27 protein-coding genes are annotated in these 23,714 nt (G+C 27.9%); 17 read left to right on the top strand and 10 right to left on the bottom strand.

Features of this window, described 5'->3' with window-relative positions; all coding sequences use genetic code 11:
- The first annotated feature begins 59 nt into the window (after nt 1-59).
- The 5 genes from ALEK_RS15080 to recQ are packed head-to-tail and all read left to right on the top strand — an operon-like array spanning nt 60 to nt 5,824.
- On the top strand, nt 60-926 hold the full coding sequence (locus ALEK_RS15080) for a DMT family transporter (RefSeq protein ID WP_071627593.1): 867 nt from the start codon (nt 60-62) through the stop codon (nt 924-926).
- A gap of 9 nt (nt 927-935) precedes the next feature.
- On the top strand, nt 936-1,313 hold the full coding sequence (locus ALEK_RS15075; protein WP_071627594.1) for a tautomerase family protein: 378 nt from the start codon (nt 936-938) through the stop codon (nt 1,311-1,313).
- 9 nt (nt 1,314-1,322) lie between these two features.
- On the top strand, nt 1,323-2,252 hold the full coding sequence (locus ALEK_RS15070; RefSeq protein WP_071627595.1) for a D-2-hydroxyacid dehydrogenase: 930 nt from the start codon (nt 1,323-1,325) through the stop codon (nt 2,250-2,252).
- A gap of 37 nt (nt 2,253-2,289) precedes the next feature.
- The gene (locus ALEK_RS15065; protein ID WP_071627596.1) at nt 2,290-3,684 is read left to right on the top strand and encodes a hypothetical protein; all 1,395 of its coding nucleotides are present in this window, start codon (nt 2,290-2,292) and stop codon (nt 3,682-3,684) included.
- Between the two features lie 37 nt (nt 3,685-3,721).
- On the top strand, nt 3,722-5,824 hold the full coding sequence (recQ, locus tag ALEK_RS15060; protein WP_071627597.1) for a DNA helicase RecQ: 2,103 nt from the start codon (nt 3,722-3,724) through the stop codon (nt 5,822-5,824).
- A 24-nt stretch (nt 5,825-5,848) separates the two neighbouring features.
- On the opposite strand, the gene ALEK_RS15055 is transcribed toward recQ, so the two are convergent.
- The 5 genes from ALEK_RS15055 to ALEK_RS15035 form a co-directional block, all read right to left on the bottom strand.
- Nucleotides 5,849-6,334: a hypothetical protein gene (locus ALEK_RS15055; protein ID WP_071627598.1), complete on the bottom strand. Its 486-nt coding sequence runs from the start codon at nt 6,332-6,334 to the stop codon at nt 5,849-5,851.
- A complete protein-coding gene (locus ALEK_RS15050; protein ID WP_071627599.1) occupies nt 6,331-7,908 on the bottom strand; it encodes a PepSY-associated TM helix domain-containing protein in 1,578 nt (525 codons plus the stop codon). The genes ALEK_RS15055 and ALEK_RS15050 overlap by 4 nt, the downstream gene beginning before the upstream one ends.
- A complete protein-coding gene (locus ALEK_RS15045) occupies nt 7,908-8,219 on the bottom strand; it encodes a hypothetical protein (protein ID WP_071627600.1) in 312 nt (103 codons plus the stop codon). Before ALEK_RS15045 ends, ALEK_RS15050 begins: the two co-directional genes overlap by 1 nt.
- A gap of 15 nt (nt 8,220-8,234) precedes the next feature.
- Entirely contained in the window at nt 8,235-10,316 is a 2,082-nt protein-coding gene (locus ALEK_RS15040; RefSeq protein WP_071627601.1) for a TonB-dependent siderophore receptor, read from the bottom strand.
- A 105-nt stretch (nt 10,317-10,421) separates the two neighbouring features.
- Entirely contained in the window at nt 10,422-11,384 is a 963-nt protein-coding gene (locus tag ALEK_RS15035; RefSeq protein ID WP_071627602.1) for a helix-turn-helix domain-containing protein, read from the bottom strand.
- 175 nt (nt 11,385-11,559) lie between these two features.
- Between ALEK_RS15035 and ALEK_RS15030 the strand changes: the two genes are divergently transcribed.
- Both ALEK_RS15030 and ALEK_RS15025 read left to right on the top strand, forming a co-directional pair.
- A complete protein-coding gene (locus tag ALEK_RS15030) occupies nt 11,560-12,423 on the top strand; it encodes a thymidylate synthase (RefSeq protein ID WP_071627603.1) in 864 nt (287 codons plus the stop codon).
- Between the two features lie 9 nt (nt 12,424-12,432).
- A complete protein-coding gene (locus ALEK_RS15025; RefSeq protein ID WP_071627604.1) occupies nt 12,433-12,939 on the top strand; it encodes a dihydrofolate reductase in 507 nt (168 codons plus the stop codon).
- A gap of 32 nt (nt 12,940-12,971) precedes the next feature.
- On the opposite strand, the gene ALEK_RS15020 is transcribed toward ALEK_RS15025, so the two are convergent.
- The gene (locus tag ALEK_RS15020; protein ID WP_071627605.1) at nt 12,972-13,274 is read right to left on the bottom strand and encodes a putative quinol monooxygenase; all 303 of its coding nucleotides are present in this window, start codon (nt 13,272-13,274) and stop codon (nt 12,972-12,974) included.
- 84 nt (nt 13,275-13,358) lie between these two features.
- On the opposite strand from ALEK_RS15020, the gene ALEK_RS15015 reads away from it, so the two are divergent.
- Both ALEK_RS15015 and ALEK_RS15010 read left to right on the top strand, forming a co-directional pair.
- The gene (locus ALEK_RS15015) at nt 13,359-13,667 is read left to right on the top strand and encodes an ArsR/SmtB family transcription factor (RefSeq protein ID WP_071627606.1); all 309 of its coding nucleotides are present in this window, start codon (nt 13,359-13,361) and stop codon (nt 13,665-13,667) included.
- Nucleotides 13,668-13,686: 19 nt separating this feature from the next.
- Entirely contained in the window at nt 13,687-14,481 is a 795-nt protein-coding gene (locus ALEK_RS15010; RefSeq protein ID WP_071627607.1) for a class I SAM-dependent methyltransferase, read from the top strand.
- 16 nt (nt 14,482-14,497) lie between these two features.
- On the opposite strand, the gene ALEK_RS15005 is transcribed toward ALEK_RS15010, so the two are convergent.
- Together ALEK_RS15005 and ALEK_RS15000 are read right to left on the bottom strand one after the other, a co-directional pair.
- Nucleotides 14,498-15,610 carry a glycosyltransferase gene (locus tag ALEK_RS15005; protein ID WP_071627608.1) on the bottom strand — a complete coding sequence of 371 codons (1,113 nt, stop codon included), beginning with the start codon at nt 15,608-15,610 and terminating at the stop codon, nt 14,498-14,500.
- A 69-nt stretch (nt 15,611-15,679) separates the two neighbouring features.
- Complete coding sequence (locus ALEK_RS15000) at nt 15,680-16,558, bottom strand: DMT family transporter (RefSeq protein ID WP_071627609.1); 879 nt, start codon at nt 16,556-16,558, stop codon at nt 15,680-15,682.
- Between the two features lie 165 nt (nt 16,559-16,723).
- Between ALEK_RS15000 and ALEK_RS14995 the strand changes: the two genes are divergently transcribed.
- The 8 genes from ALEK_RS14995 to ALEK_RS14960 are packed head-to-tail and all read left to right on the top strand — an operon-like array spanning nt 16,724 to nt 22,633.
- Entirely contained in the window at nt 16,724-17,452 is a 729-nt protein-coding gene (locus tag ALEK_RS14995) for an amino acid ABC transporter ATP-binding protein (protein ID WP_071627658.1), read from the top strand.
- 39 nt (nt 17,453-17,491) lie between these two features.
- On the top strand, nt 17,492-18,310 hold the full coding sequence (locus ALEK_RS14990) for a transporter substrate-binding domain-containing protein (protein WP_228146304.1): 819 nt from the start codon (nt 17,492-17,494) through the stop codon (nt 18,308-18,310).
- Between the two features lie 26 nt (nt 18,311-18,336).
- Nucleotides 18,337-19,173, top strand: a complete 837-nt coding sequence (locus ALEK_RS14985) for a transporter substrate-binding domain-containing protein (protein ID WP_071627610.1) — start codon at nt 18,337-18,339, stop codon at nt 19,171-19,173.
- Between the two features lie 3 nt (nt 19,174-19,176).
- Nucleotides 19,177-20,142 carry an amino acid ABC transporter permease gene (locus ALEK_RS14980; RefSeq protein ID WP_071627611.1) on the top strand — a complete coding sequence of 322 codons (966 nt, stop codon included), beginning with the start codon at nt 19,177-19,179 and terminating at the stop codon, nt 20,140-20,142.
- Between the two features lie 2 nt (nt 20,143-20,144).
- Nucleotides 20,145-20,783, top strand: a complete 639-nt coding sequence (locus ALEK_RS14975) for a MarC family protein (protein ID WP_071627612.1) — start codon at nt 20,145-20,147, stop codon at nt 20,781-20,783.
- Nucleotides 20,776-21,390 carry a LysE/ArgO family amino acid transporter gene (locus tag ALEK_RS14970; protein WP_071627613.1) on the top strand — a complete coding sequence of 205 codons (615 nt, stop codon included), beginning with the start codon at nt 20,776-20,778 and terminating at the stop codon, nt 21,388-21,390. The genes ALEK_RS14975 and ALEK_RS14970 overlap by 8 nt, the downstream gene beginning before the upstream one ends.
- Before the next feature lie 25 nt (nt 21,391-21,415).
- Nucleotides 21,416-22,189: an NUDIX hydrolase gene (locus ALEK_RS14965; protein WP_071627614.1), complete on the top strand. Its 774-nt coding sequence runs from the start codon at nt 21,416-21,418 to the stop codon at nt 22,187-22,189.
- A 60-nt stretch (nt 22,190-22,249) separates the two neighbouring features.
- Nucleotides 22,250-22,633 carry a RidA family protein gene (locus ALEK_RS14960; RefSeq protein WP_071627615.1) on the top strand — a complete coding sequence of 128 codons (384 nt, stop codon included), beginning with the start codon at nt 22,250-22,252 and terminating at the stop codon, nt 22,631-22,633.
- A gap of 24 nt (nt 22,634-22,657) precedes the next feature.
- Here ALEK_RS14960 and ALEK_RS14955 read toward each other — a convergent pair whose 3' ends face one another.
- Nucleotides 22,658-23,089: a hypothetical protein gene (locus ALEK_RS14955; protein ID WP_071627616.1), complete on the bottom strand. Its 432-nt coding sequence runs from the start codon at nt 23,087-23,089 to the stop codon at nt 22,658-22,660.
- Nucleotides 23,090-23,117: 28 nt separating this feature from the next.
- A complete protein-coding gene (locus ALEK_RS14950) occupies nt 23,118-23,552 on the bottom strand; it encodes a hypothetical protein (RefSeq protein ID WP_071627617.1) in 435 nt (144 codons plus the stop codon).
- Nucleotides 23,553-23,714 lie beyond the last annotated feature (162 nt).

Below are 23,714 nucleotides of genomic sequence, written 5' to 3'. Positions count from 1 at the left end.
TGACTAATCAGTCAAGATTTTGCTATAGTTTAACTTGACCAAACAGTCAAGGAGATGAGATGTTACTTTCAATGAAAACTTTAGCTTTACCAATAGTATTTATATTTCTTTATGGAAGTGGTTTTGTATTTACTGCTTTTGGATTAGAAAATTCAAGTCCTATGGCTTTTTTAGCTTTGAGATTTTTTATTGCATTTTTTATTTTATTAATAATTGCAAGTGTTCTAAGAGTTCAATGGCCTAATACATTATTAGAATTTGTACATATAAGTACTGCTGGTTTATTAACAGTAGGAGTATTTTCTATTGGGGTGTTTTTATCAATATCCTTTGGAATATCGGCATCTTTATCTGCTTTGATTATTGCTTTACAACCAATAGTAGTGACTTTTTTAGCTGTTAAGTTATTGGGTGAGAAATTTAATATGAAGATTTTAATAGGTTTACTTCTAGGTATTTTAGGAGTTGCCTTTGTTGTTTCTTCAAAAGTAGGAGGTTCAAGCTCACAGATTTTAGGAATAGTTTTTTCTATTATTGCCTTATTAGGTCTTAGTTTTGGGAATATTTACCAAAAGAAATATTGTTCAAAGATGAATTTATACTCAGGCGGAGCAATACAGACCTTATCTTCTACAATATTAGTAGTACCAATACTTCTGTTTTTTGAAGATATAAATATCACTTTTAATGGGGATTTTTTAATAGCTTTAGTTTATATGAGTGTTGGGGTTAGTATTGGGGCTTTATCTTTATTGTATGTGATGATTGAAAAAGGTGAAGTATCAAAAGTATCGTCAGTATTTTATATGATGCCAGTTTGTGCTGCTTTAATATCTTACTTTCTATTTGATATAGATATAGATATTACTATGTTCATTGGAATATTTGCAGTTTTAGTAGGAATATTGTTAATTAATAAAAAATAAGGAAATGAAATGCCATATATTAATGTAAAAACAAATGTTAAAAAAAGTGATGAATTAAGAGAGAAAATAGTTGATATTATATTAGAAAATACAACAAATATTTTAAATAAAAAGCCAGAAGTAACTTCTGTTTTAGTAGAATTTGTCCCCTTTGATACTTGGAATATAAATAAAGATAATTTAAGTACTTTTAATGTTGATATTAAAATCACTAAAGGTACTAATACAAAGAATCAAAAAGCGCAATATATAAAAGAAACATATTTAAATTTAAAAGAAATATTAGGTGATATAACACCTGCAAGTTATATTATAATTGATGAAATTGAGGGAGATTCTTGGGGCTTTGAAGGCTTAACACAAGAATATAGATATATAAAAGGCTAAGGAAAAGAGATGAAAATAGTAATTTTAGATAGAAAAACATTAGGCAATGATGTAAATGTAGATATCTTTAATAAGTTTGGTGAAGTAGAAGTTTTTGATATTACAAAAGAGAATGAGACGAAAGATAGAGTAAAAGATGCAGATATTGTAATCACAAATAAAGTAATGATTTCAAAAAAAGTTATGGAAAACTCAAAACTAAAACTTATTTGTATTAGTGCAACTGGTAAAAACAATGTAGATTTAGAGTATGCAAAACAAAAAGGAATTGAAGTGAAAAATGTAGCTGGATACTCTAGTTCTTCTGTATCTCAAGTTGCATTTTCAATGATTTTTCATTTTGTTTCAAAACTAAACTATTATAAAAATTATGTAGATGAGGGTAATTGGCAAAAGTCTGAGATTTTTACTCATATTGATAAACCATTTTTTGAACTAGATAAAAAAAGAGTAGGGGTTATTGGGCTTGGAGATATTGGTTCTTCTTTTGCTAAAAGAGCTCAAGCTTTTGATTGTGAAGTAGTATATTATTCAACTTCTGGGCGAAACAATAATAGTGAATTTAAAAGAGTTGAACTTGATGAGTTACTAAGTACTTGTGATATTATCTCAATTCATTGTCCATTAAATGAGCAAACAAAAGATTTATTAAACTATGAAAATATGAAGAATATGAAAGATGGAGCGATTTTATTAAACCTTGGTCGTGGTGGAATTATAAATGAAGCTGATTTATCAAAACTAATAGATGAAAAAGAGATTTATTGTGGTATTGATGTTGTAAATGTTGAACCAATAGAAGAATCAAATCCTTTATTAAAAGTACAAAACAAAGATAGATTACTTTTAACTCCACATATTGGATGGGCAAGTGTAGAAGCTAGAACTAGACTTATTTCTATGGTTGCTGATAATATAGAAGAATATTTAGCAAAATAAATGATAAAATAACAACCTAAATAATAAAGGTTGTAAAATGAGAGATAATAAATCTTATATACTAAAAAAAGAGATTGGTATTAAAATCTTCATGACACCTCTCTCTTTTTTATTTTTGTTTATTGCTTATTATTCAGAGGATTTAATAGTAAAAGTAATGTTTTTATTAATGTTTCTAGTACTTTTCTTTTATCCTGCAGGTTTGATATATGCCCTTTTTGTAAATAGGAAATTAGACCTTCAAATTGATAATAAAACACTCTCTTGGCAAATATATGAAAATGATATTTTAGTGGAAGATATAAAAATCTATAAAAATCAAATAGAAAAAATAGATACTAAAGTTCATTTCTTCAATGGTACATATAATTATTTAAGCGTTAGGTTTTATTTAAAAGATAAAAGAATAATTATGTTAAATGATGGAATGATTTATTCGCTACTTAAAAATTATGAGGAAATAGTTTATTTACTTGAACTTTATGATTATAATGATTCTAGTTTGAATAGTTTTGAAACTGCTACAAACAACTCTTATGAAAAGAAATATAGAGAACAAAATATACTAAAAATCTTATTTAGAGGTTTTATTGATAATGTTAGGTTTTTAAATAAAAAAGTACAATTTGTAGTCTTAATTATTCTTATTCATGCTTTAATAAACTTTATAAGTGCAAAACAAAACTTATTAGATATGAGTTTTACAGATACTTCTGGTTCTCATGCAGAAAATTTGATACTTGATAATAAAAGAGAAAAAACATTTTTCTTTGAAGAATTTTATTACTCTATTTACAAAAAAAATAATGGTGAATATTTTGTGATAAAACAAAAAGAGTTCTTATTAAAACCTATTATTACTACCTTTAGAGAGAAAACAAATTACCCTTTGATTTTAGATGAGATAAAAGATGATAAAAATGCAGTGGAAATAGCAAAAAACTTATCTTATGTTACATATAAAGAATTAGAGTTATGGGAAGTTTTATTTAAGCCAATATGGTTTATAAATGATTATATTTTAAGTGCTGATCATAGAATAAAATCAATGATTGAAAAATTGGAAAAGTATGTTTTTGAAAAAGAGATAGATTCTAAATATAGTGAAGTACAAAACAGAATGAAAAAAGAAGATAAAAGAGTTCTTATATCTTTATCTACGTCAAAAAAAGATTTTGATCTTCTACAAAAGTATTTTAGAGGTGTTTATGCTGATTTACTTTTGATAAACTATCGTACAAAAAGACTAAGTAAATATCTAAAATATAAAAAAATAAATGAATCAAATGAGTTAATATATAAACTAGAACGTAAAACTAATAGTAGAAGATATATACCTCACTTATATCTTGTAAATAAAGAGGGACATTATGTAAATATCTTTCCAAAGCAGGCTATTTTAAATATAGAAGAGAAAGCAAATAAAAAATAAATATAATCATTAACTCAAAGTATGCTAATATCCCGTTATGAATACAAAACAAGAAATACTAAAAAATATATTTGGACATGATAACTTTAGATCTTTCCAAGAAGAAGTAGTTGATTCAATTCTTTCAAAACAAGATGTATTAACTATTCTTCCTACTGGTGGTGGAAAGTCACTTTGTTATCAGTTACCAACACTTCTTATGGATGGGATTACAGTAGTAATCTCTCCACTTATAGCACTTATGCAAGACCAAGTAAAAGCTCTTAATGATTTAGATATAGAAGCTTCAATGATATCTTCTTCTCAAACACCTGATGAAAATGGTTTTACTATGCAAAAACTTTTAGCAGGACAGCTGAAGTTTGTATATGTTGCACCTGAGAGATTTACATCTAATGAGTTTGTTAGTGTATTACAAAGAGTGAATATAAACTATTTTGTAATAGATGAAGCTCACTGTGTATCTGGATGGGGACATGAGTTTAGAGCTGAGTATAGAAATCTTAATAGACTTAAGCAGTTTTTCCCTGATACTTGTATTGCTGCATTTACTGCAACTGCAACTAAAAAAGTTGAAGCAGATATAGCTAATAATTTAAATCTAGTAAATGCAAAACACTTTAGAGCTAAGACTCAAAGGGATAATCTTGATATCAAAGTTGAACCAAGAATTGCAAATGGAAAGTCACAGATATTAAACTTCCTAAAATCACATAGGGGACTATGTGGAATCATATATACCTTTACAAGAAAAGAAGCAGAATCAACTGCACAATTTTTAGTAGATAATGGATATAAATCAAAAGCATATCATGCGGGATTAAGTGCTGAACGTAAAGATGAAGTATTTAATGATTTTGTATATGAAAATGTAGATATTGTAGTTGCAACTATTGCATTTGGTATGGGGATAGATAAATCAAATATTAGATTTGTAATACATACATCTTTACCTAAAACATTAGAAAACTACTATCAAGAAATAGGACGAGCTGGACGTGATGGAGCTATGTCTTATGTATATTTACTTTACTCAAAAGGTGATGAGGTAAAAAGAAAGATACAAATAGAAGACTCAATAGATGATTCATATAAACAAACTGGACTTGACAAGTTAGAGTTTATGTATAGATATTGTGTTTCAAACAATTGTAGACATAAAATAATTGCTTCATATTTTGAAGATGAGATAGATGAATGTAATACATTATGTGATAACTGCACGAAAGGTGAAATAGCTCAAGTAGATGTAAGTGTTGAGGCTCAAAAGTTCTTATCTGCTGTGTATAGAAGTGAACAGAGATTTGGAACAAATCACATTATAGATATTCTTCGAGGTTCAAAGAATCAAAAACTATTAGAGTTTGGACATGAGCAACTAAAGGTATATGGATTAGGAAAAGATAAGAGTAAAAATGAATGGGTAGCAATAGCTGATAAACTGATAGATATGCAAGCAGTAAATTTAGGTGAGTTTAGAGTACTTAAACTAAATGCTTTAGGTATGGATATATTAAAAGGGAATCAAAAACTTTTAATGGATGAAGATAAACTAGGAATTGCTATAAAACAAGAAGAATCACAAGAAGTTTTATCTTTTGATGAAGAATTATATGAGAAGTTTAGAAGCTTACGTAGACAAATGGCTAGTGAACATGAAGTACCTGCTTATGTAATTTTTGGAGATAAGAGTCTAAAAGAGTTTAGCTCGAAACTTCCAACTACAAAAGAAGAAATGTTAGAAGTAAATGGAGTGGGTCTAAAAAAGTTTGAAAAATATGGGGAAGAGTTTTTAAACCTTTGTAAAGATATAAAAGAAGAGTTCAAAGAAAAGATTGAGACAAGAGCTCCTTTAAAGAAACTAACAAAAACATATACAGATACATATGAGTTATTACAAGAAGGTAATAGTCTAGAAGATATAGCACAAAAAAGAGATTTAGGTCTTACATCTGTTTTATCTCATGTAAACTTACTAAATGAACATGAAAAAATATCAAAAGAGAAAAAAGAAGAGTTATTAAAACCTTTAGAAGTTTCAGATGAAATAAAACAATGGATAGAAAAAGGTTTAGAGTATGGTTCTATTCAAGAGTTAAGACAACACTTGTCTCTGTTTGAGTATTTATCTAAAAAATAGATAATAAAAGATAGCAAAAGCTTGCTATCTTTTATTTTGTAGTTCTTTTATTAGTTTATCCGTATTTCTTTTTCCTATAAACATAATGGATAGTAGTAATAAAAATGCAATAATTATAGAAAAAACTACAGCATTATTTGTAGAGATATGAGCATCTCCTCTACTTTTTTTCTTCTCTTTCTTTTTTTGTTCTTGAAAACCTTCTTTCGGTGGAATTCCTTCTTCTATTGTTAAGTCATCATCTCCTTCATCAAAGACAATAATATAAGCAACTTTTGGAATATTTGTTGTTAATTGATTACTTTTTGGAAGTCTTTTCTGGAAGATTATTTCTTTTGTATTTTTATCTTCTAATCTTACTAAAACTCCTACTGCACTCTCACCTGTATTTAGAAGTGCAGAAATTGTAATAGTATTATTTTTATTATCAATGACATTTACTTCTAATTCATGGGCATTAATATTTGTATAAAGGATCAATAGTAGAAATAGTATTAAATATTTTTTCACTTATTATCCTTTTGTTTTTTTAGTGTCCAAAATAACTTAGCTTCATCTCTATTTTTTGGTAGTTTCTCTGAGATGTATATTAGTATTATTCCAAGTAAAACTAAAGATATATCAACTGTGAATATACTACTTAGATTAAAAAATTCTAGTATAGGAATATTTAAAAAAATCAAATGTAACATTACTGAAATTATAAATAATAACCCCCCAATAAAGAAAAAGTTTTTAGCTACTTCATAAGAGTTTATTTTATAAAAAGACCAAAATAGAGTAAATAGCCAAATATTATAAAATATTCCTTGTTGCCATATTAATCTATCCTCTAAATCAAAAGGTAACATCCATTGAAGTACAAATAACATAGCAATTGAGGGAATAATACCAATCATGCTTGCAAGTGAAAACTTTCCTATCCAGTGATAAAAAGTGATTTTATCATCAAATTTTTTTGCCTTTTTCTCAAGAAATAACATAGTTCCAAACCCAATAGCAATAGCAGATAATATCATTAATACGGCTATTAACACCCTTGAAAAAATATCAATACCAAATAAGAAGTGTAAGAAGAATATTATTTCAGCTACAAATACCGTCCAGACTTTATCCATTACCTTTTGATTTTTTATTAGGTCTGCGTTAACAGCACTTAATATAATTGTAGGTTTATTAAAAATACCCCCATTAAAAAACGGTTTATAAGGGTTATATCCTATTATTTCAACTTGTGCATTTTTATCATTCCAGTTTACTAATTTTATTTGTTTAAAAATAAGTTGGGGATTTATCTCTTGTGCTTTTATTAATAAATTTTTTATATCTTTCATTTTTGCAGGTTTATTTGCTTTTTTACTTGCTTTATTTTGTGCAAATAGTACTGTTCCTACAACAGCATCAATACTTTTTGCTTCTCCTTTTGTAATTATTTGTGACATAGGACCTGCACTAATTAATCCCACATTCATCAAAGCTCCACTTAGTGTTATTAAAATTAAAGGAAAAAATATCCATGAAAAAATCTTTACATGAACTTTTGAAAATATTGATTGTTGGTTTTTCCCTTTATTTTTAAACTTCATTTTTATTATGAGTATAAGACCTGTAAGTATTAAAGCAAGGGTTGCAGTAGCTATAAAACCAAAGAAAATCATTCCTATGGATTTTAAAGGTCTTCCATAATGTAAATGATTTATAAAATCCGCAAGTCCAGTTTGTTCTTTAGTTTCATTGTTTATTTTCTCATTAGTTTTAGGATTAAATACTTGTTCTTTTGCAAATCGATGAGTAATTACAACAGCAGGATCTCCCATATTTCCTGGAAGATTTATTAGAATATCATCTTTTGGAAAGTCTGGGTTTTTTAAAACTTCATTTATCATACTATTGTAATCAATATTCATAATGTTGATATCCTCTATATATCTAGATGGTTTTTCCCATGTTTTTATATAAGGTAAAAATATTGTAAATACTCCAAAAAAGATTGAAATATACATAAAAGAAGAAACAAGAATACCTACTGCTGCATGTATTCTAAAAAGTCTTTGTTTAAAAAGTTTTGATTTATTTTCTTTCATTAGAAACCTCTTATATAAAATACTATGGCAATTGAAAAAATAATACTTGGAATTAGAACTTTAAGAAGTGCCGCAAGTTTTGTATATGATAAAGCTATATATACAGCAACACTTGCCCAAGCCAAAGTATTAAACATAATTGAAATAACTGCTGACTCTTGAACTTTTAGGGGAATTATTATTGCAAGTAAAGACATTCCTAAATAAGCTACTAGTAAGCCACCAAAAATGGCGCTTACTATTCTAAATGTACCTATTTTTTTAGCATTATCTTCTGGGATAATTAGGTACTTGTAAAACCTCTTTAACATTTGAATACTTTTTTATTAAAAAGCATAAGAAATAGTTGCATATACAGTTTTAGGAGTTCCTGCATATACTCTTGTACCACGTGCATTGCTTGAAAGGGCTCCATCTACATATTTCTCATCACTTAGATTTTGAATACTAAGATTTGCTTTCCAATTATTTTTTTTGTATCCAATATTTGCATTATAAACAATTGCAGAATCAAGTTCTATTTTATTTGCTTCATCAGCATATCTATTTCCTATATATCTAGCTCCTCCACCAATATGTATACTTGGCAGATTAAATGAGGCAAGATTATATGTTGTGAAAATATTCGCCGTATGTTCTGGAACATTTGTTAGTTTCAAATTGTCATTATCTTTATCTTTTGTTTTTGTATATCCATAAGATGCAATAATAGATAAGTTTGATGTTATTTCTCCACTTATATCTATTTCAAAACCTTTACTTTCTTGTTCTCCACTTGCTTTATATGATTGGTTTGTAACATCATTTGGGTCAAGCTTTGCAATATTTTCTTTGTTTATTTTGAATACTGCTGCTGTTAAGTTAAATTTGTCATCTAGTAATTTTTGTTTAATACCTAATTCAAGTCCATTTCCTGTTTCAGGATCTAATATTTTTTTGTTTATATCTTTATTACTATTTGGTTTAAATGATTCAGAGTAATTTGTATATAGTATAGTTTTAGGCGTTACATGATAAACCAATCCTAAAGATGGAGTATACGCATCTGTTTTTTGTCCTGTTTTAGGTTTTGATTCACTATATCTTAGTCCGGCATTTAATATTAAACTATCACTTAAGTTTATACTATCTTGTAAGAATGTACCCCATGATTTAACATAAGTTTTTTCAGTTGACATATCTCTAGCTGAACTATGGTCTGATAATCTTGTTAGTTCTTCATAAGAAGGATTTGAAAGATTAATACTATAAGTAGTTCCCATATCCGCATACATATCTAATTTTGAATAGGCTTTATTATAATCAGCTCCAAGGGTAATATTATGATCTAGATTTAAAATATTTAGTTTTTTATTTACTGTATATTGTAAAGCATGTTCTTGGAACTTTTGTTTTTGTTTTGCATAGATTCTAGAAAGTGTATTTGTAGTTTCATTATACATAAATGGCATATGAACATCTGCATTATCTCCAACGTAATTAATATATCTATATTTAAAGTGTGAATTCCAAGTATTAAAAGTACTATCTAAATCAAGACCTACAAGTTTTTGAGTTTTCTTGAATTTTTCATCAGGATTTGAAATAGTATTTTCTAATGAAGATACTAATTCTCCTTGTTTATTTACATATGTTCCAAAGGTAGAAGGTGAAGTCTCTTTTGTATATTCACTAACAAAAGTTAAAGTATTATTATCATTTATATCATAAGCTAAACTAGGAGCTAAGAAAATACCATTTGTATCAGTATTGTTATTTACATAACCTTTGTCTTTTTTTATAGTAGATACAAGTCTATAATATAAAGAGTCCTCTTCATTTAAACTTCCACCTAAGTCAATATTTGCTTTTTGTGCTGTATTGTCATTAAATTCAAAACCAATCTCACCTATAGATTCTTTACTAGGTTTCTTTTTAACTAGATTTACTATTCCTCCTGGACTTGATTCTCCATATTGTAATGAGTCTGGACCTTTTTGTACTTCTACTGTTTCAAAGTTATTAATATCTGGATGGGCAAGTTTATTTGTTACTTTTAGTCCATCAATCAAAATAGGAACTCCTTCAAACCCTCTCATTGAAATTTGATTAGTTCTTCCGTGACTGTCTCCTGTATAAATAGTATTTGAAGAGAATTTTATTACATCTTCAATATTTTGAAGACTTGCATCTTTGATAAAATCTTCATTAAAAATTTGAATTGATTTTGCAGTATTTTTTAGTTCTATATTACTTCTATTTGCACTCATCTTCTTATTGTAAAGATATTTTGTTTTTGTATCTTCAACTATTTCAATGCTATTAAGTTTTATATTTTCTTTTTTATCATCTGCTAACATAATTGTATTTGTAAGTATTAATGCACTTAATGTAATTGATAAGTGTCTTTGTAAATGAATATGTTTCATAAACATCTCCTTGTAAAATTTCCAACATGTTACATTAAATGATTGTGGTTATCAATATTATACTGTCACGAAAAGGAATATTTTATCTACGAAAAGGAAAATGATTTATTGTTGTTGTTTTCTATAAAGACTAGGAGAAATACCATAGTGATTATAAAAAAGTTTACTAAAATTACCAGTATGTTTGTATCCAACTTCAAAGCATGACTCTTTTACACTGAAATTATCGTTTAGTAACTCCTTTGCTATTTTTAATCTTTGTTTTTGAAGCATTTCATAAATAGTCATACCATAATATATTTTGAAATCTTTTTTTAGATAACACTCATTAATAGCAGACTTATAAGCAATCTCTTTTATACTAAGAGGTGAAGCATAGTGTTTAATAATTATCTCTTTTGCTCGCTCTAATGATTCTATTTTTTCATTTCCTAAGTGTTCATTGGAAATATTTTCTTTAACTACTTTGTTAATAGTATGATGTGTTAGATTTAAAGCTATAGATTCTGCTTGTAGATTTGATAAGGTATTATCATTAATAGGCGAGTCTTCAAAGTTTGATAACATATCAAGTTGATAAGAATCCATATATCCTCCATCAATTATATAATGGTTAGAATCTTTTACTTTTTTCATTTTTTCATCAATTTTCTCTAGTTTTTTTGCAAGTTGTAAAAAAAGCTTTTCTTTTATTCCTATAGTAATAGCTTTATATCTTGTATCTTTTTTCAAATACATTTGTGTATAAAACTCATCAGAACAAAGACCAATTAAAAAAGAATTTTTTTTAAGGGTAAATTTTTTGTTGTTTTTATAGATGTATTTAATGCTATTTGATAAATTAAAAATTAAAACAGCACCTGGAATATTTGAAGATATATGGATATTGTAATCATTGTTTAATACATAGTCACATTTAGAGTGGGCTATTCCATTACCGAAGTCATGCCATATGAAAGTGCCTTTGCCATAATTATCTTTTATATTCATAAGTACTGTTTCTCGCTCAAATGCTGGATTTAGTTTTTTATCTACTTCCATTAATTCAGTATGATCTATATTTTCCATGATTTACTATCCTTCATCTAAAATAACTATAGTAGTAAAAAATATTTAAAACGAAATTAATTAATGATACTCATTATTATAATTGAAATATATTTTAATTCTATTCTTATCAATATCTCACTTTTATTTGTATATAATACATCTTCAAAACAGAGTATACGAAGAAGGAAAGCAATTGAAACAATATTTAGATTTATTAGACCACATCTTAACTAAAGGTGTAAAAAAAGAAGATAGAACAGGTACAGGGACTACATCTGTATTTGGATACCAAATGAGATTTGACTTAAGTGAAGGCTTTCCTTTAGTTACTACTAAAAAGACTTTCTTAAAAGCAATTATTTCTGAGCTATTATGGTTTATTGAAGGTAGTACAGATGAAAGACGTTTAGCTGAATTACACTTTGGTGATAAAGCGAAAAACTTAATAGGTAAAAAAACAGTATGGACTGCAAATGCAGATGCACAAGGTAAAGACCTAGGATATGTGAATACTGATACTATTAAAGAATTAGGACCTGTATATGGAGCTCAATGGAGATCATGGATGGGTACAGATGGTAAAGCTATTGATCAGTTAGCAGAACTAATTAATCAAATCAAAACAAACCCAGATTCAAGAAGAATGATTTTATCAGCTTGGAATGTAGGTGAGTTAGAGAAGATGGCATTACCACCATGTCATACATTCTTCCAATTCTATGTAGCAGATGGGAAATTATCTTGTCAACTGTACCAAAGATCAGCAGATGTATTCTTGGGAGTTCCTTTTAATATTGCTTCTTATGCATTATTAACTATGATGATTGCACAAGTATGTGATTTAGAAGTAGGAGATTTTGTACATACATTCGGTGATGCACATATATATTCTAATCATTATGATCAAGTAAATTTACAATTATCAAGAGAACCATTCGCTATTCCTACTATGAAGATGAATCCTGATATTAAAAATATAGAAGATTTTAAAATGGAAGATTTTGAATTAGTTGGATATGAATCTCACGAATCAATTAAAGCTGTAATGGCAGTATAAGGATAAAGAATGAAAATTTCAATGATTGTAGCATACGGAAAGAATTGGGAAATAGGACTTGATAATCAAATGTTATGGCATATATCTGAGGATTTTAAAAACTTCAAAACTATAACATCAGGTCATCATATCTTAATGGGTAGAAAGACATTTGAATCTATAGGTAAACCACTTCCTAATAGAACATCTTTAGTATTAACTAGAGGTGACTTCACTCATGAGGGTGTTCATACTTTTAATGATGTGCAAGAAGCCTTTAATAAAGCAAGAGAAGCAGGAGAAGAAGAACTATTTATCATTGGTGGTGCTAATATATATGAAACACTATTTGATTACGTAGATAAGATGTATTTATCAGAAGTAGATTACGAAGGTAAAGCAGATGCATACCTAAAAGAAATTGATTTCTCTACTTGGGATTTATCTGAGGAAAAATCTTATGATGTAATTTTAGATGAACAAGGTGAAGTAAAATCTCCAGCTTGGAAATTTAAAACATGGGTTAAAAAAGACTAAACTTTAAATATAGTGGAAGAAAACCTCTTCTACTATATCTTTACAAATGATACATCATTACTTTTAATAAATTGCACATCAAAAATTCCATCTTCAACACATTCTCTTAATAAAGGAACATATTTCTTTACATGTTCTGCTTCTAAATGAATATCTAATTCTTCTTGAGATGACCATCTTTCAATTGTTAAAAAAGTATTACCATCTATATATGATTCATATTGTTCACAACCTTTTTCATTTACAGAAAAATCATATTGTAATATATTTGCTATTTCTTTTAACTCATCTTTTTTTTCTTCTATTATTCTTGCTTTTACAATGGCAATAATCATTTTGATTCCTTAAATCTAATTGTTTTATAGTTCTATGACAATCGAACTAAAAGATTTTACCCTAAGTATGATAAAATTGTAACTATGAGAAAATACAATCATCCCCCTATTGAAACAATTTCCTTAGAACAAATACTTTATGCATTAAGTGATTCAGTAAGACTTTCTTTTGTTAATAACCTTGCAAAAAATGAAAAACAATCTTGTGGAGACTTGACTATAGGTATAGCAAAGTCAACAGCTTCACACCACTTTAGAGTATTACGAGAATCAGGAATTATATATATGCAAGCGGAAGGAAAACATTATATTAATTCTTTAAGAAAAGAAGAACTTGATAAACGTTTCCCTGGTTTATTAGATGCAGTTTTATATGGGCTGAATAATAATTAAATATTAAAAAAGGTAAAAAATGAAATACGAAGATATAGATTTCAATGAACTTTATGTAAAACAAAAAGAACTTACATCTTTTAAAGCCAAAGGCAAAGAGGCTTGGGATGAAAAAGCACCTCATATGAATAAAAGAGTTCATAACTCAATTTATAATGAGCAGTTTTTATCATTACTAAATCTTGATGGTATAAAAAGCTCACTAGATGTTGGATGTGGAGTTGGAAACTTATCTTTAAAATTAGCAAATACTCTTGATGAGGTATTTTGTTTAGACTATTCAAGTGGAATGCTTGAAATATTAGAACAAAACGCTAAAGAGCAAAATCTTAATAATATAAAAACTATAAACAAATCTTGGTATGACTCATGGGAAGATGTACCAAATACAGATTTGGTTATTGCTTCACGTTCTATGGAAGTAAAAGATATGAAAGAAGCCCTTTTAAAGCTAAATGAAAAAGCAAATAAAAAAGTTGTAATTTCTTTTAAAAAGGGTGGAACTTTTGTATCTGATGAAATCTTAGATGTACTTCAAAAAGAAGTAATCAAAAAACCAGATTATATCTATGTAATAAATATTCTTTATTCACTTGGAATAAACGCAAGTGTAAACTTTGTACAAAGTGAAGGAAGATCTACAATATATACTTTAAAAGAAAAATTCGTAGAATCTATTAAATGGTCTTTGGGTGAATTATCAAATACTGATATAAAAGCTTTAGAAGATTATTATGAAAATATAGATTTATCTTCAAAACAAGAATCAGAACCTGTTGAATGGGCTGTTATCTCTTGGAATAAAAAAGGGTAATTAAATTACCCTTTTTTTATAATATATTTAATTGGTGTGCTAAATCAGCAGCAATTCTTTCGTAGTTTCTAATATCTAATAATCTTTTTTGACCATTTTCACCTACTTCAGTTACTTCATCTTTAGATAGATTAATAATATGCTCTAATTTACATCTAATTGAGTCTTTATCAAATTCACACAACCAACCACTATAGTTATCTTCAAAAATTGAAGAGTTATTTTCATTATGTGTCATTACACAAGGAATAGCACTAGAATAATAATCTAATACTTTCATTGGTGTTGAACTATTAAACAGTGCAATATCAGGTAAAGAGGCTAATCCAATATCTGCTTTTGCAATTAGTTCTAATAATTCTTGTTTTGTTTTAGCATTATATACTTCAACATTATCTTGAATATTTGGGAATTTTGAAATCATATCACTTGTATATTCTGGATCTTTTGATGAAATCATAATTTTAAATTTATCACTATGAATATCATTAAAGGCATCTAGAACTGTCTCAAATTCTCTAAGTTTATCTAATGTGCCAGCGTAGAAAAATCTTTTTTCATTACCTTCATGTTGAATATTATGTTGTAATACCTCAGGGTCAATTGCAGATGGAATTACAAATGTTCTAGTTTTAACATCTTTTAAGTAATCATCTCTCATTTGTCTTGATGTTGGTAAGAATATATCACACTCATTAATTAAGTTTGTTTCACTGTAAGTTTTGATTTTATTGTTAATCACATCTAAGAAACTTTTTTTGTGATTAGCTTCGTCAGTTTGAAGTTTTGCAATTCTTTTTGGGAAAGATAATCTAAAGGCAACTTTGTAATCATGTGTTGCTTTTTGTCTTAGTACTTCTTTTAGAATATCTGTATCATTTCTAACTGCTACAAATTCATAGTCAGCAAAATCAATACCATTTTTTTCTAATGCTTCAATTGGATTTTTTTTATCTTTCTCTGGAAGAATATAAGATTTTTCATCTTTTTCTTCAAAATTTTGTTTAGTTTTTGAGAAATATACTATTTTAATTTCGAAATGTTTATTTAAATATTTTTCAAATAAAGGACCTATAAAACTGTGATCAGTGTATTCTTCTTGATCTGTTACATATAAAAACTTTTGCACTTGCTACTCCTTTAAATTTAATATTAAATAGTAGCAAGTAAAAGTCGCATTAAAAAAGCATAAAAATTATTATTTTTTTCTTTTAAATTGTAACTCCGAAACCAAGGTTGCTACAATAATTAACGCAGCTCCAAATATTTGTATTGATGTGAGTATTTCTCCCCCAACAAAGTATCCATAAATTGATGCAGATACAGGTTCCATAGTAAAAATAATTGCAGTTTTAGTAGCAGTTGTAAATTGTTGCATATATGTCTGAATTAAAAATGCATATACAGTTGCAAAAATTGCAGTTACTAATACTGCTTTATAGAATGTATAATCATACTCTATACCAAAAGTTGTATCATCTAGTGCTAATGAAAAACCAAGTGATAAAACACTTACCGTAACTAATTGATATAAAACTAAAAGATATACATTTACTTGTTTTGAAAATTTACCTGTAAAAATAATTTGTAAAGCAAATAAAAATGCACAAATTAGTGTTAGAAACTCTCCTGTTCCTAATGTAAGTTTTCCACTCATTGTTAATAAATATAGTCCAAAAACTGCAATTAATGAAGCAATAAATACATTTCTTCTAACTTTATCTTTGAAAATAAAATAAGCTAAAAAAGGAACACAAATTACGTTTAGACCCGTTATAAACGCAACTATTGAACTTTTTGTATAAGCTAAGCCAAATGTTTGAGTTGCAAAGGCAAAAAATAAAAATAATCCTAAGATTACACCATAAAGTACGGTTTGAATATTTGTCTCTTTTAAGAATTTATAAGCAATAAAAAACATTAAAATTGAAGCAAGTGTAAATCTAAAAAATAAGAATGCATATACCGGTGTAGACTCGATTGCCTCTTGTACCATAAGAAATGTTACACCCCAAGCAATAGCAACAGTTAGTAGTAATAAATCAGCTCTATATTCATATAGTTTTGCTTTAGTCATATAACCCTCCAAAATAAAAAGCGCGATTATATCATTATTTATACAATTAATATATATAAAAAGCGGAATTTATACATATTTTATTCATTTTAATCTAATTTTAAAACATATTTCAGTAATATTTAAGCTTATGAATTTAACAAAAGAGTGTAAATGAGCAATAATATAATTTCAATGACAAAGATAAATAAATTTTTCGACGATTTTCATGTACTAAAAAATATAGATTTTAGTGTAAAAAAAGGTGAAATCGTTGTAGTTTGTGGTCCAAGTGGATCTGGAAAATCGACATTAATCAGATGTATTAATGGATTAGAAGATATTGATGATGGATCTATTATTGTAGATAATATCGATATTCATGCAAGTAAAAAGAACCTAAAAGAGATTAGAAGTGAAGTAGGAATGGTATTCCAACACTTTAATTTATTTCCTCATTTAACTATCTTAGAAAATATTACTATAGCACCAACACTAGTAAAAACTATTTCAAAAGAAGAATCAAAGAAAATTGCTATGGCATTACTTGAAAAAGTTAAATTAGACCATAAAGCAGACTCTTACCCTGGAGATTTATCTGGTGGACAAAAACAAAGAGTTGCAATTGCAAGATCACTTGCAATGAAACCAAAAGTGATTTTATTTGATGAACCAACATCAGCATTAGATCCTGAAACAATCGGTGATGTTCTTTCAGTTATGAAAGATTTAGCAAAAGAAGATTTTACTATCGTTTGTGTAACTCATGAAATGGGATTTGCAAAAGAAGTAGGGGATAGAATCGTATTTATGGATGATGGAGTTGTTGTAGAAGAGAATACTCCTGAAGAGTTTTTCAATAATCCAAAATCACCAAGAGCTAAACAATTTTTAAATGAAATTTTAGTTCACTAATTACAAAAAAAGAAAACAAAGCACAAGGAACAAAACAGAATGATTAAAAATATTTTAATTGCATTTTTACTACTAATTAACACAAGTTTATTCGCAGATGATATTAATCTATGGAAAAACTCAACACTAAACAAAATTTTAAACAAGGGTGAATTAAGAGTAGCTCTAGAACCTGGATATATGCCTTTTGAAATGAAAGATAAAAAGGGAAGAATCATAGGTTATGATGTAGACATTGCAAAAGCTATGGCAAAAGCAATGGGAGTAAAATTAAAAATCGAAGAAACTGCATTTGATGGTATTATTGCTGGTTTATTAACTAACAAATACGACATCATTATTTCTGGTATGACTATTACTCAACAAAGAAACCTAAAAATTAACTTCTCTGACCCATACATCGTTGTTGGTCAAACAATTTTATTAAATAAGAAATATGAAAATGACATCAAAAAATCTAAAGATTTAGATAATGAAAAATATACAATTACAGCAGTTTTAGGTCAAACTGGTGAAATTGCAGCTAGAAAGTTTTTCAAAAAAGCAGAAGTAATCACATTTGAAACAGAAAGTGAAGCTGTATCTGAAGTATTAAACGGAAGAGCAACTGCATTTGTAAATGACCAACCATACAATACTGTATTTATGGATGGAAAAGGAAAAGGTTCATTAGTACATATGGATAAACCTTTAACTTTTGAGCCTTTAGCATTTGCTTTCAAAAAAGGTGACCCTGATTTTGAAAATTGGTTAAATAACTTCTTAAGACAAATCAAAGAAGATAAAGTAGTAAATTTACATGAAAGACTTTACAACAAGTGGTTTGTAGAGACTAAGTGGCTTAAAAAAGTACAGTAGTTCAATTCTAAACAAGGAGAGAGAATATGAGAAATTTAGTTAAGAAAATTTTTGTTGCAGTTTTTGCTGTAAGTACTTTAGCATCTGTTAATTCATTTGCTGACGACATTAATCTATGGAAAAAATCTACGTTAAACCAGATTTTACAAAGAGGGGAATTACAAGTATGTATGGAACCTGGGTACATGCCTTTCGAGATGAAAGACAAGAAGGGTAGAATTATTGGTTATGATGTAGATATGGCTAAGAGAATGGCAAAAGAGATGGGTGTAAAATTAAAATTACTTCCAACATCTTGGGATGGTATTATTGCAGCATTAGTTACTAACAAATGTGATATTATTATGTCTGGTATGACTATTACGCAACAAAGAAATTTAAAAATTAATTTTGCAAATCCTTATGTTGTAGTTGGTCAAACTATTCTTATGAAAAAAGATTTAGATTCTAAAATCAAGACAGCTAAAGATTTAGATAAACCTGAATTTACTGTTGTTACTAAACTAGGTGTTACTGGTGAAGTTGCTACAAGAAAATTCTTTACTAAAGCAAAAATCATTACTTTCGAAACTGAAGCCGATGCAGCAGCAGAAGTATTAAACGGTAGAGCAGATGCATTTGTATATGACCAACCATATAATATTTTATTTATGTCTGATAAAGGTAAAGGTAAATTAATCCACTTAGATGCTCCATTAACTTATGAGCCATTAGGTTGGGCTATTAGAAAAGGTGACCCTGATTTCCTTAACTGGTTAAATAACTTCTTAAGACAAGTTAAAGAAGATAAAGTTGTTGACTTCCATGAAAAATTAAATAAAAAATGGTTAAGAGACACATCTTGGTTAAAAAGAGTTCAGTAGTTTATGGCTAGAAGAGAATCATGGACACAAAATAAAAACTTAGGGCATTTACTTGCTCTAGGTTTTTTCCTTGCAGTAGGTTATTTTTTCTATATGGCTGCTGCCAATATGAATTATGTTTGGAAGTGGAATTCAGTTCCTAAATACTTTGCTTATGAAGAAGTAATATCAGTTGAAGCTCCTAAAGATGGAAAACTAGTATTTGAAGATGGTAAATACTATATCAATGGTGATGAAAAAGTTGAACTTGAAGATGTAGATAGTAGTTTTTCATTTGATTACGAAGTAGGTGAAGAAGTATACGAAGGCGATTATATAGCTTCGAAATCAGAGATGAGAGCGGGACCTGTTTTAAATGGTCTTTGGATTACATTAAAGATTTCATTTTTTGCAGCTATTCTTACATTTATTGTAGGTATTGTTGTAGCACTTATGAAGTTATCATCAATGGTATTCTTAAGAGATATTGCAACTGTATATATTACAATTGTTAGAGGAACACCTCTGCTTGTACAAATTTTCTTATTCTATTTTATTGTTGCAAATATATTTGAATTTGAAAGATTTGTAGCTGGTGTATTATCACTTGGTATTTTCTTTGGTGCTTATATGGCGGAAGTTTTAAGAGGTGCTATTCAATCTATTGATAAAGGTCAGTTAGAAGCTGCTAACTCTTTAGGTATTTCTAAATTCCAAGCTATGAGATATATTATTTTACCTCAAGCATTTAAAAGAGCATTACCAACACTTGTAGGTGAAATGATTGCACTTATTAAAGATTCATCTTTAGTATCTGTTATTTCAATTACAGACCTTACAAAAGTAGGTAAAGAGATTGTTGCTAATACCTTCTCACCTTTTGAAACGTGGATTGTTATTGCATTGATTTATTTATCTATTACGTCCGTACTTAGTTATGTAGGACACAGATTAGAGAAAAAAATGGAAGCTAAAGGTGGAATGAGTTAGCAATGTCTAATTTTTTCGATTTATTCTTACAAAACTCTATTACATTTTTTGCCATTATGGATCCAATAGGAGTAAGTGCATTAGTACTTTCACTTGTTAGTGCAAATATCACAAAACAAGAAATGAATAAGGTTGCGTATAAAGCAACACTTACTATTATTATTGCTTTTATTGTTGTATTAATTACTGGGGATTTTGTACTGAAATTATTCGGTATTGATCAACACTCAATTAAAGTAATGGGTGGGGTAGTACTATTTTTAACTGCCTTACAAATGGTAAATAGTAAAACAAAAAAACAAACAAAAGAAGAAGAAAAAGAAGCCAAAGAACAAGAAGATTTATCAGTAATTCCAATTGGTATTCCAATTACTTTTGGACCGGGGTTATTTACTACTATTATTATCTTCAAACAAGAAGCACATACTGTTACAGATATTAGTGCTTTAGTTGTGGCTTTCTTAGTAAATGCACTGATTATTTATCTTGCATTTAAATACTCTTTTTATATCAAAAAATATATGGGAGTTACAGGTCAAAATATCATTACTAAACTAATGGGACTTATTGTTGGAGCTATTGCTGTACAATTTGTTGTAAGTGGTTTAGTAAATCTATCAAAGGCTTATTTAGGTGCTTGATATATATCTGAAAGGTTTCATAGTAACGTTTTCTTTAATCGTTGCAATTGGAGCTCAAAATGCGTATGTATTAAAACTAGGACTAATGAGACAATATGTTTTATTAGCTGTTAGTTTATGTATTATTTTTGATTTTCTATTAATCTCAGCTGGAGTATTAGGACTTGGTTTTTTTATAAAAGGAAATCAACTTTTAATTAATTCTATTGCCGTAATTGGAATAGTTTTTTTAGTCTTCTATTCTCTCCTATCTTTTAAAGCTGCTTTCAAAAATGAAAGTATGCAAATAGATGACCAAATAAAAACTAATCCATTAAAAAAAGTAATTACTATGTTATTGGTATTTACTTTTTTAAACCCACATACTTATCTTGATACAGTATTACTTATTGGTGGAATTGGGGCTAATATTTCGGATGATTTAAAACTATACTTTTTATTAGGAGCTATTAGTGCTTCTACTGTATGGTTTACTCTTTTAGGTTTTGGAGCTAGGGCTTTAATACCTTTATTTAAAAAACCAATAACTTGGAAAATCCTAGATATTTCTATTGGTTTTATTATGTTATTAATTGCTTACTCATTAATAGATTTAATTGTACTTTAGTTATCATAAATAAAAAGGGCTAGATATGAATAATACAAGCGTAGAAAAAATTGGTTGTTTTAATACTGTTTTAGACCCTTATAATGGAATAACAATTGAGTCAAAAGACCTTCCTAATTCTAAAGAAGAGTTTGAGATAAATCTTGATTTTTTAATAGAAGAAACACAAGATAGAAGAAATCTTATTTGGATTTATATTGATATTTCAAAATCTGACTTTATTCCAATATCTACTTCAAGAGGTTTTATTTTTCATTCATGTGATGAGGCTTATGTACTTGTAGTGAAAAGATTAATTCCTAATGCAATTATTCCAACAAGTGCCAACCATACTTTAGGTGTTGGTGCTGTTGTAATCAATGAAAATGAAGAGTTATTAGTAATCAAAGAGAAAATATCAACTATTGGATATAAACTTCCTGGTGGACATATTGATAATGGCGAGATGATATCATCTGCATTAGAGAGAGAAGTTCTTGAAGAGACTGGTATTAAAGTAGAATTCCAATCTATTATATCTTTAGGTCATTTCTATCCACACCAATTTCATAAATCAAATTTATATGTATTATGTATTGCAAAACCAAAAACGCTTGAAATAAATATCCAAGATACAAATGAAATTATAGATGCAAAATGGGTGAAAATTTCTAAATATTTAGAAGATGAAACTGTATTAGCATACTCAAAAGCAGTTGTACTAGCGGCCTTAGAATACCAAGGTTTTACCCTTGCAAATCATGAAACCTTATGTCATATCAAAAGGGATTTTGAACTATTTTTTCCTATAGAAAAATAGTATAAAACCATCTTTTATAAAAAAATTGTATAATGCCTTTTTAAAATAAAAGGGCAAAAAATGAAACAAATTATATCAACTACAAAAGCTCCAAGTGCAATTGGACCTTATAATCAAGCTACATCTTTTGAAAAATTAGTATTTTTATCTGGACAAATTCCTTTAGATGCACAAACAATGGAAATCATTGAAGGTGGAGTTCAAGAACAAACTAGAAAAGTAATGGAAAATTTAAAAGCAGTATTAGAAGAAGCAAACTCATCTTTTGATAATGTTTTAAAAACTACTTGTTACTTATCTGATATGGATAACTTTGTAGCTTTCAATGAAATTTATGCAGAATATTTTGGAGCAGAAGATGCACCAGCAAGAGCAACAGTTGCAGTAAAAACTTTACCTAAAAATGTTTTAGTTGAAGTAGATGCAATCGCTTTTAAAAACTAGAGAAATTTCTCTAGTTTTAATCTTTTATACGAACATTAATTTAGCTAATACAACTATACAAACACCCACAACTAATACAAACTTATGAAAATGTTTCATTATAGGATTTGGAGCTTTTTTCAAAAACTTACAAGATAAAGAATATACAATTCCACCTGCAATAATCATTGCAAGTACAAATTTGATTAATAGAAGAATTTGAAGTGAAGAATTAAACATTCCAGCATCAGAATTTATATATTTTGAAAACATAAATCCACCAGTTAGAATCAGTGTTAAAACTGCTAAGGGGAATATTTTTCTAGCTCTTCCAGATATTGCATTTACAACATTTTGATGTTCTTTTTCATTTAGAACTTTTTTCATAGCAGGCAATACAATAACATCTGCAAATACAAACCCAATAAAGATGATTGCACATAATAAGTGAATAATTAAAACTAAAGTATATGACATTTTTTAAATCCTTTTAAAAATATTTTATTTAAACTACAAACATAAATTTTGCGATGATTACAATTAGAATACTTAAGATTAAAGCATAAGTATGGAAGTAATGCATAAATCCAACTGGTTCAGTCTTAGTAAGTTTGCAATACATAGTATAAATCACTCCTAGAACGATTAGAAGTACGAAAAACACTTTAACCCATAGTAAGATCTGCATTGATGTAGAAAAGTATCCTAGAGTGCTGTTTATGTATTTTGAGAACATATATCCACCTGTACCCATTAGTATTAAAACTATTGGTGGATAGATTTTAAGACCTCGTCCTACAATTGCTTCTATCATATTGTCATGGAACTCTTGTCCAAATTTGTTTTTAACTGCTGGGAAGACTATTACGTCTGCGAAAATAAAACCTATGAAAATGATTGCACCTAGTAGGTGAGCGATTAGAATTAGTGTGTATTCCATTATTGAAATCCTTGGGGATGTTTTGAATTAATATGATAATTGTAATCAATATTGGATTTTATATCATTGATAGTGGTCAACGATGTTTAGTTTTATTTTGTGAATTTAATATTTGTTAGTTGTGATAGTTCTTTCTTTTCTTTTTAGTAAAGAAAAGAAGCA

Source organism: Poseidonibacter lekithochrous (assembly GCF_013283835.1).
Classification (GTDB): domain Bacteria; phylum Campylobacterota; class Campylobacteria; order Campylobacterales; family Arcobacteraceae; genus Poseidonibacter; species Poseidonibacter lekithochrous.
This window is presented reverse-complemented; position numbering and strand designations above follow the sequence as displayed.

Bases quoted from the DNA above. Each gene is read 5' to 3' on its own strand.
- ALEK_RS15080 (WP_071627593.1), top strand. From the start codon at position 60: ATGTTACTTTCAATGAAAACTTTAGCTTTACCAATAGTATTTATATTT.
- ALEK_RS15075 (WP_071627594.1), top strand. From the start codon at position 936: ATGCCATATATTAATGTAAAAACAAATGTTAAAAAAAGTGATGAATTA.
- ALEK_RS15070 (WP_071627595.1), top strand. From the start codon at position 1,323: ATGAAAATAGTAATTTTAGATAGAAAAACATTAGGCAATGATGTAAAT.
- ALEK_RS15065 (WP_071627596.1), top strand. From the start codon at position 2,290: ATGAGAGATAATAAATCTTATATACTAAAAAAAGAGATTGGTATTAAA.
- recQ (WP_071627597.1), top strand. From the start codon at position 3,722: ATGAATACAAAACAAGAAATACTAAAAAATATATTTGGACATGATAAC.
- ALEK_RS15050 (WP_071627599.1), bottom strand. From the start codon at position 7,908: ATGAAAGAAAATAAATCAAAACTTTTTAAACAAAGACTTTTTAGAATA.
- ALEK_RS15045 (WP_071627600.1), bottom strand. From the start codon at position 8,219: ATGTTAAAGAGGTTTTACAAGTACCTAATTATCCCAGAAGATAATGCT.
- ALEK_RS15040 (WP_071627601.1), bottom strand. From the start codon at position 10,316: ATGAAACATATTCATTTACAAAGACACTTATCAATTACATTAAGTGCA.
- ALEK_RS15035 (WP_071627602.1), bottom strand. From the start codon at position 11,384: ATGGAAAATATAGATCATACTGAATTAATGGAAGTAGATAAAAAACTA.
- ALEK_RS15025 (WP_071627604.1), top strand. From the start codon at position 12,433: ATGAAAATTTCAATGATTGTAGCATACGGAAAGAATTGGGAAATAGGA.
- ALEK_RS15020 (WP_071627605.1), bottom strand. From the start codon at position 13,274: ATGATTATTGCCATTGTAAAAGCAAGAATAATAGAAGAAAAAAAAGAT.
- ALEK_RS15015 (WP_071627606.1), top strand. From the start codon at position 13,359: ATGAGAAAATACAATCATCCCCCTATTGAAACAATTTCCTTAGAACAA.
- ALEK_RS15010 (WP_071627607.1), top strand. From the start codon at position 13,687: ATGAAATACGAAGATATAGATTTCAATGAACTTTATGTAAAACAAAAA.
- ALEK_RS15000 (WP_071627609.1), bottom strand. From the start codon at position 16,558: ATGACTAAAGCAAAACTATATGAATATAGAGCTGATTTATTACTACTA.
- ALEK_RS14990 (WP_228146304.1), top strand. From the start codon at position 17,492: ATGATTAAAAATATTTTAATTGCATTTTTACTACTAATTAACACAAGT.
- ALEK_RS14985 (WP_071627610.1), top strand. From the start codon at position 18,337: ATGAGAAATTTAGTTAAGAAAATTTTTGTTGCAGTTTTTGCTGTAAGT.
- ALEK_RS14980 (WP_071627611.1), top strand. From the start codon at position 19,177: ATGGCTAGAAGAGAATCATGGACACAAAATAAAAACTTAGGGCATTTA.
- ALEK_RS14975 (WP_071627612.1), top strand. From the start codon at position 20,145: ATGTCTAATTTTTTCGATTTATTCTTACAAAACTCTATTACATTTTTT.
- ALEK_RS14965 (WP_071627614.1), top strand. From the start codon at position 21,416: ATGAATAATACAAGCGTAGAAAAAATTGGTTGTTTTAATACTGTTTTA.
- ALEK_RS14960 (WP_071627615.1), top strand. From the start codon at position 22,250: ATGAAACAAATTATATCAACTACAAAAGCTCCAAGTGCAATTGGACCT.
- ALEK_RS14955 (WP_071627616.1), bottom strand. From the start codon at position 23,089: ATGTCATATACTTTAGTTTTAATTATTCACTTATTATGTGCAATCATC.
- ALEK_RS14950 (WP_071627617.1), bottom strand. From the start codon at position 23,552: ATGGAATACACACTAATTCTAATCGCTCACCTACTAGGTGCAATCATT.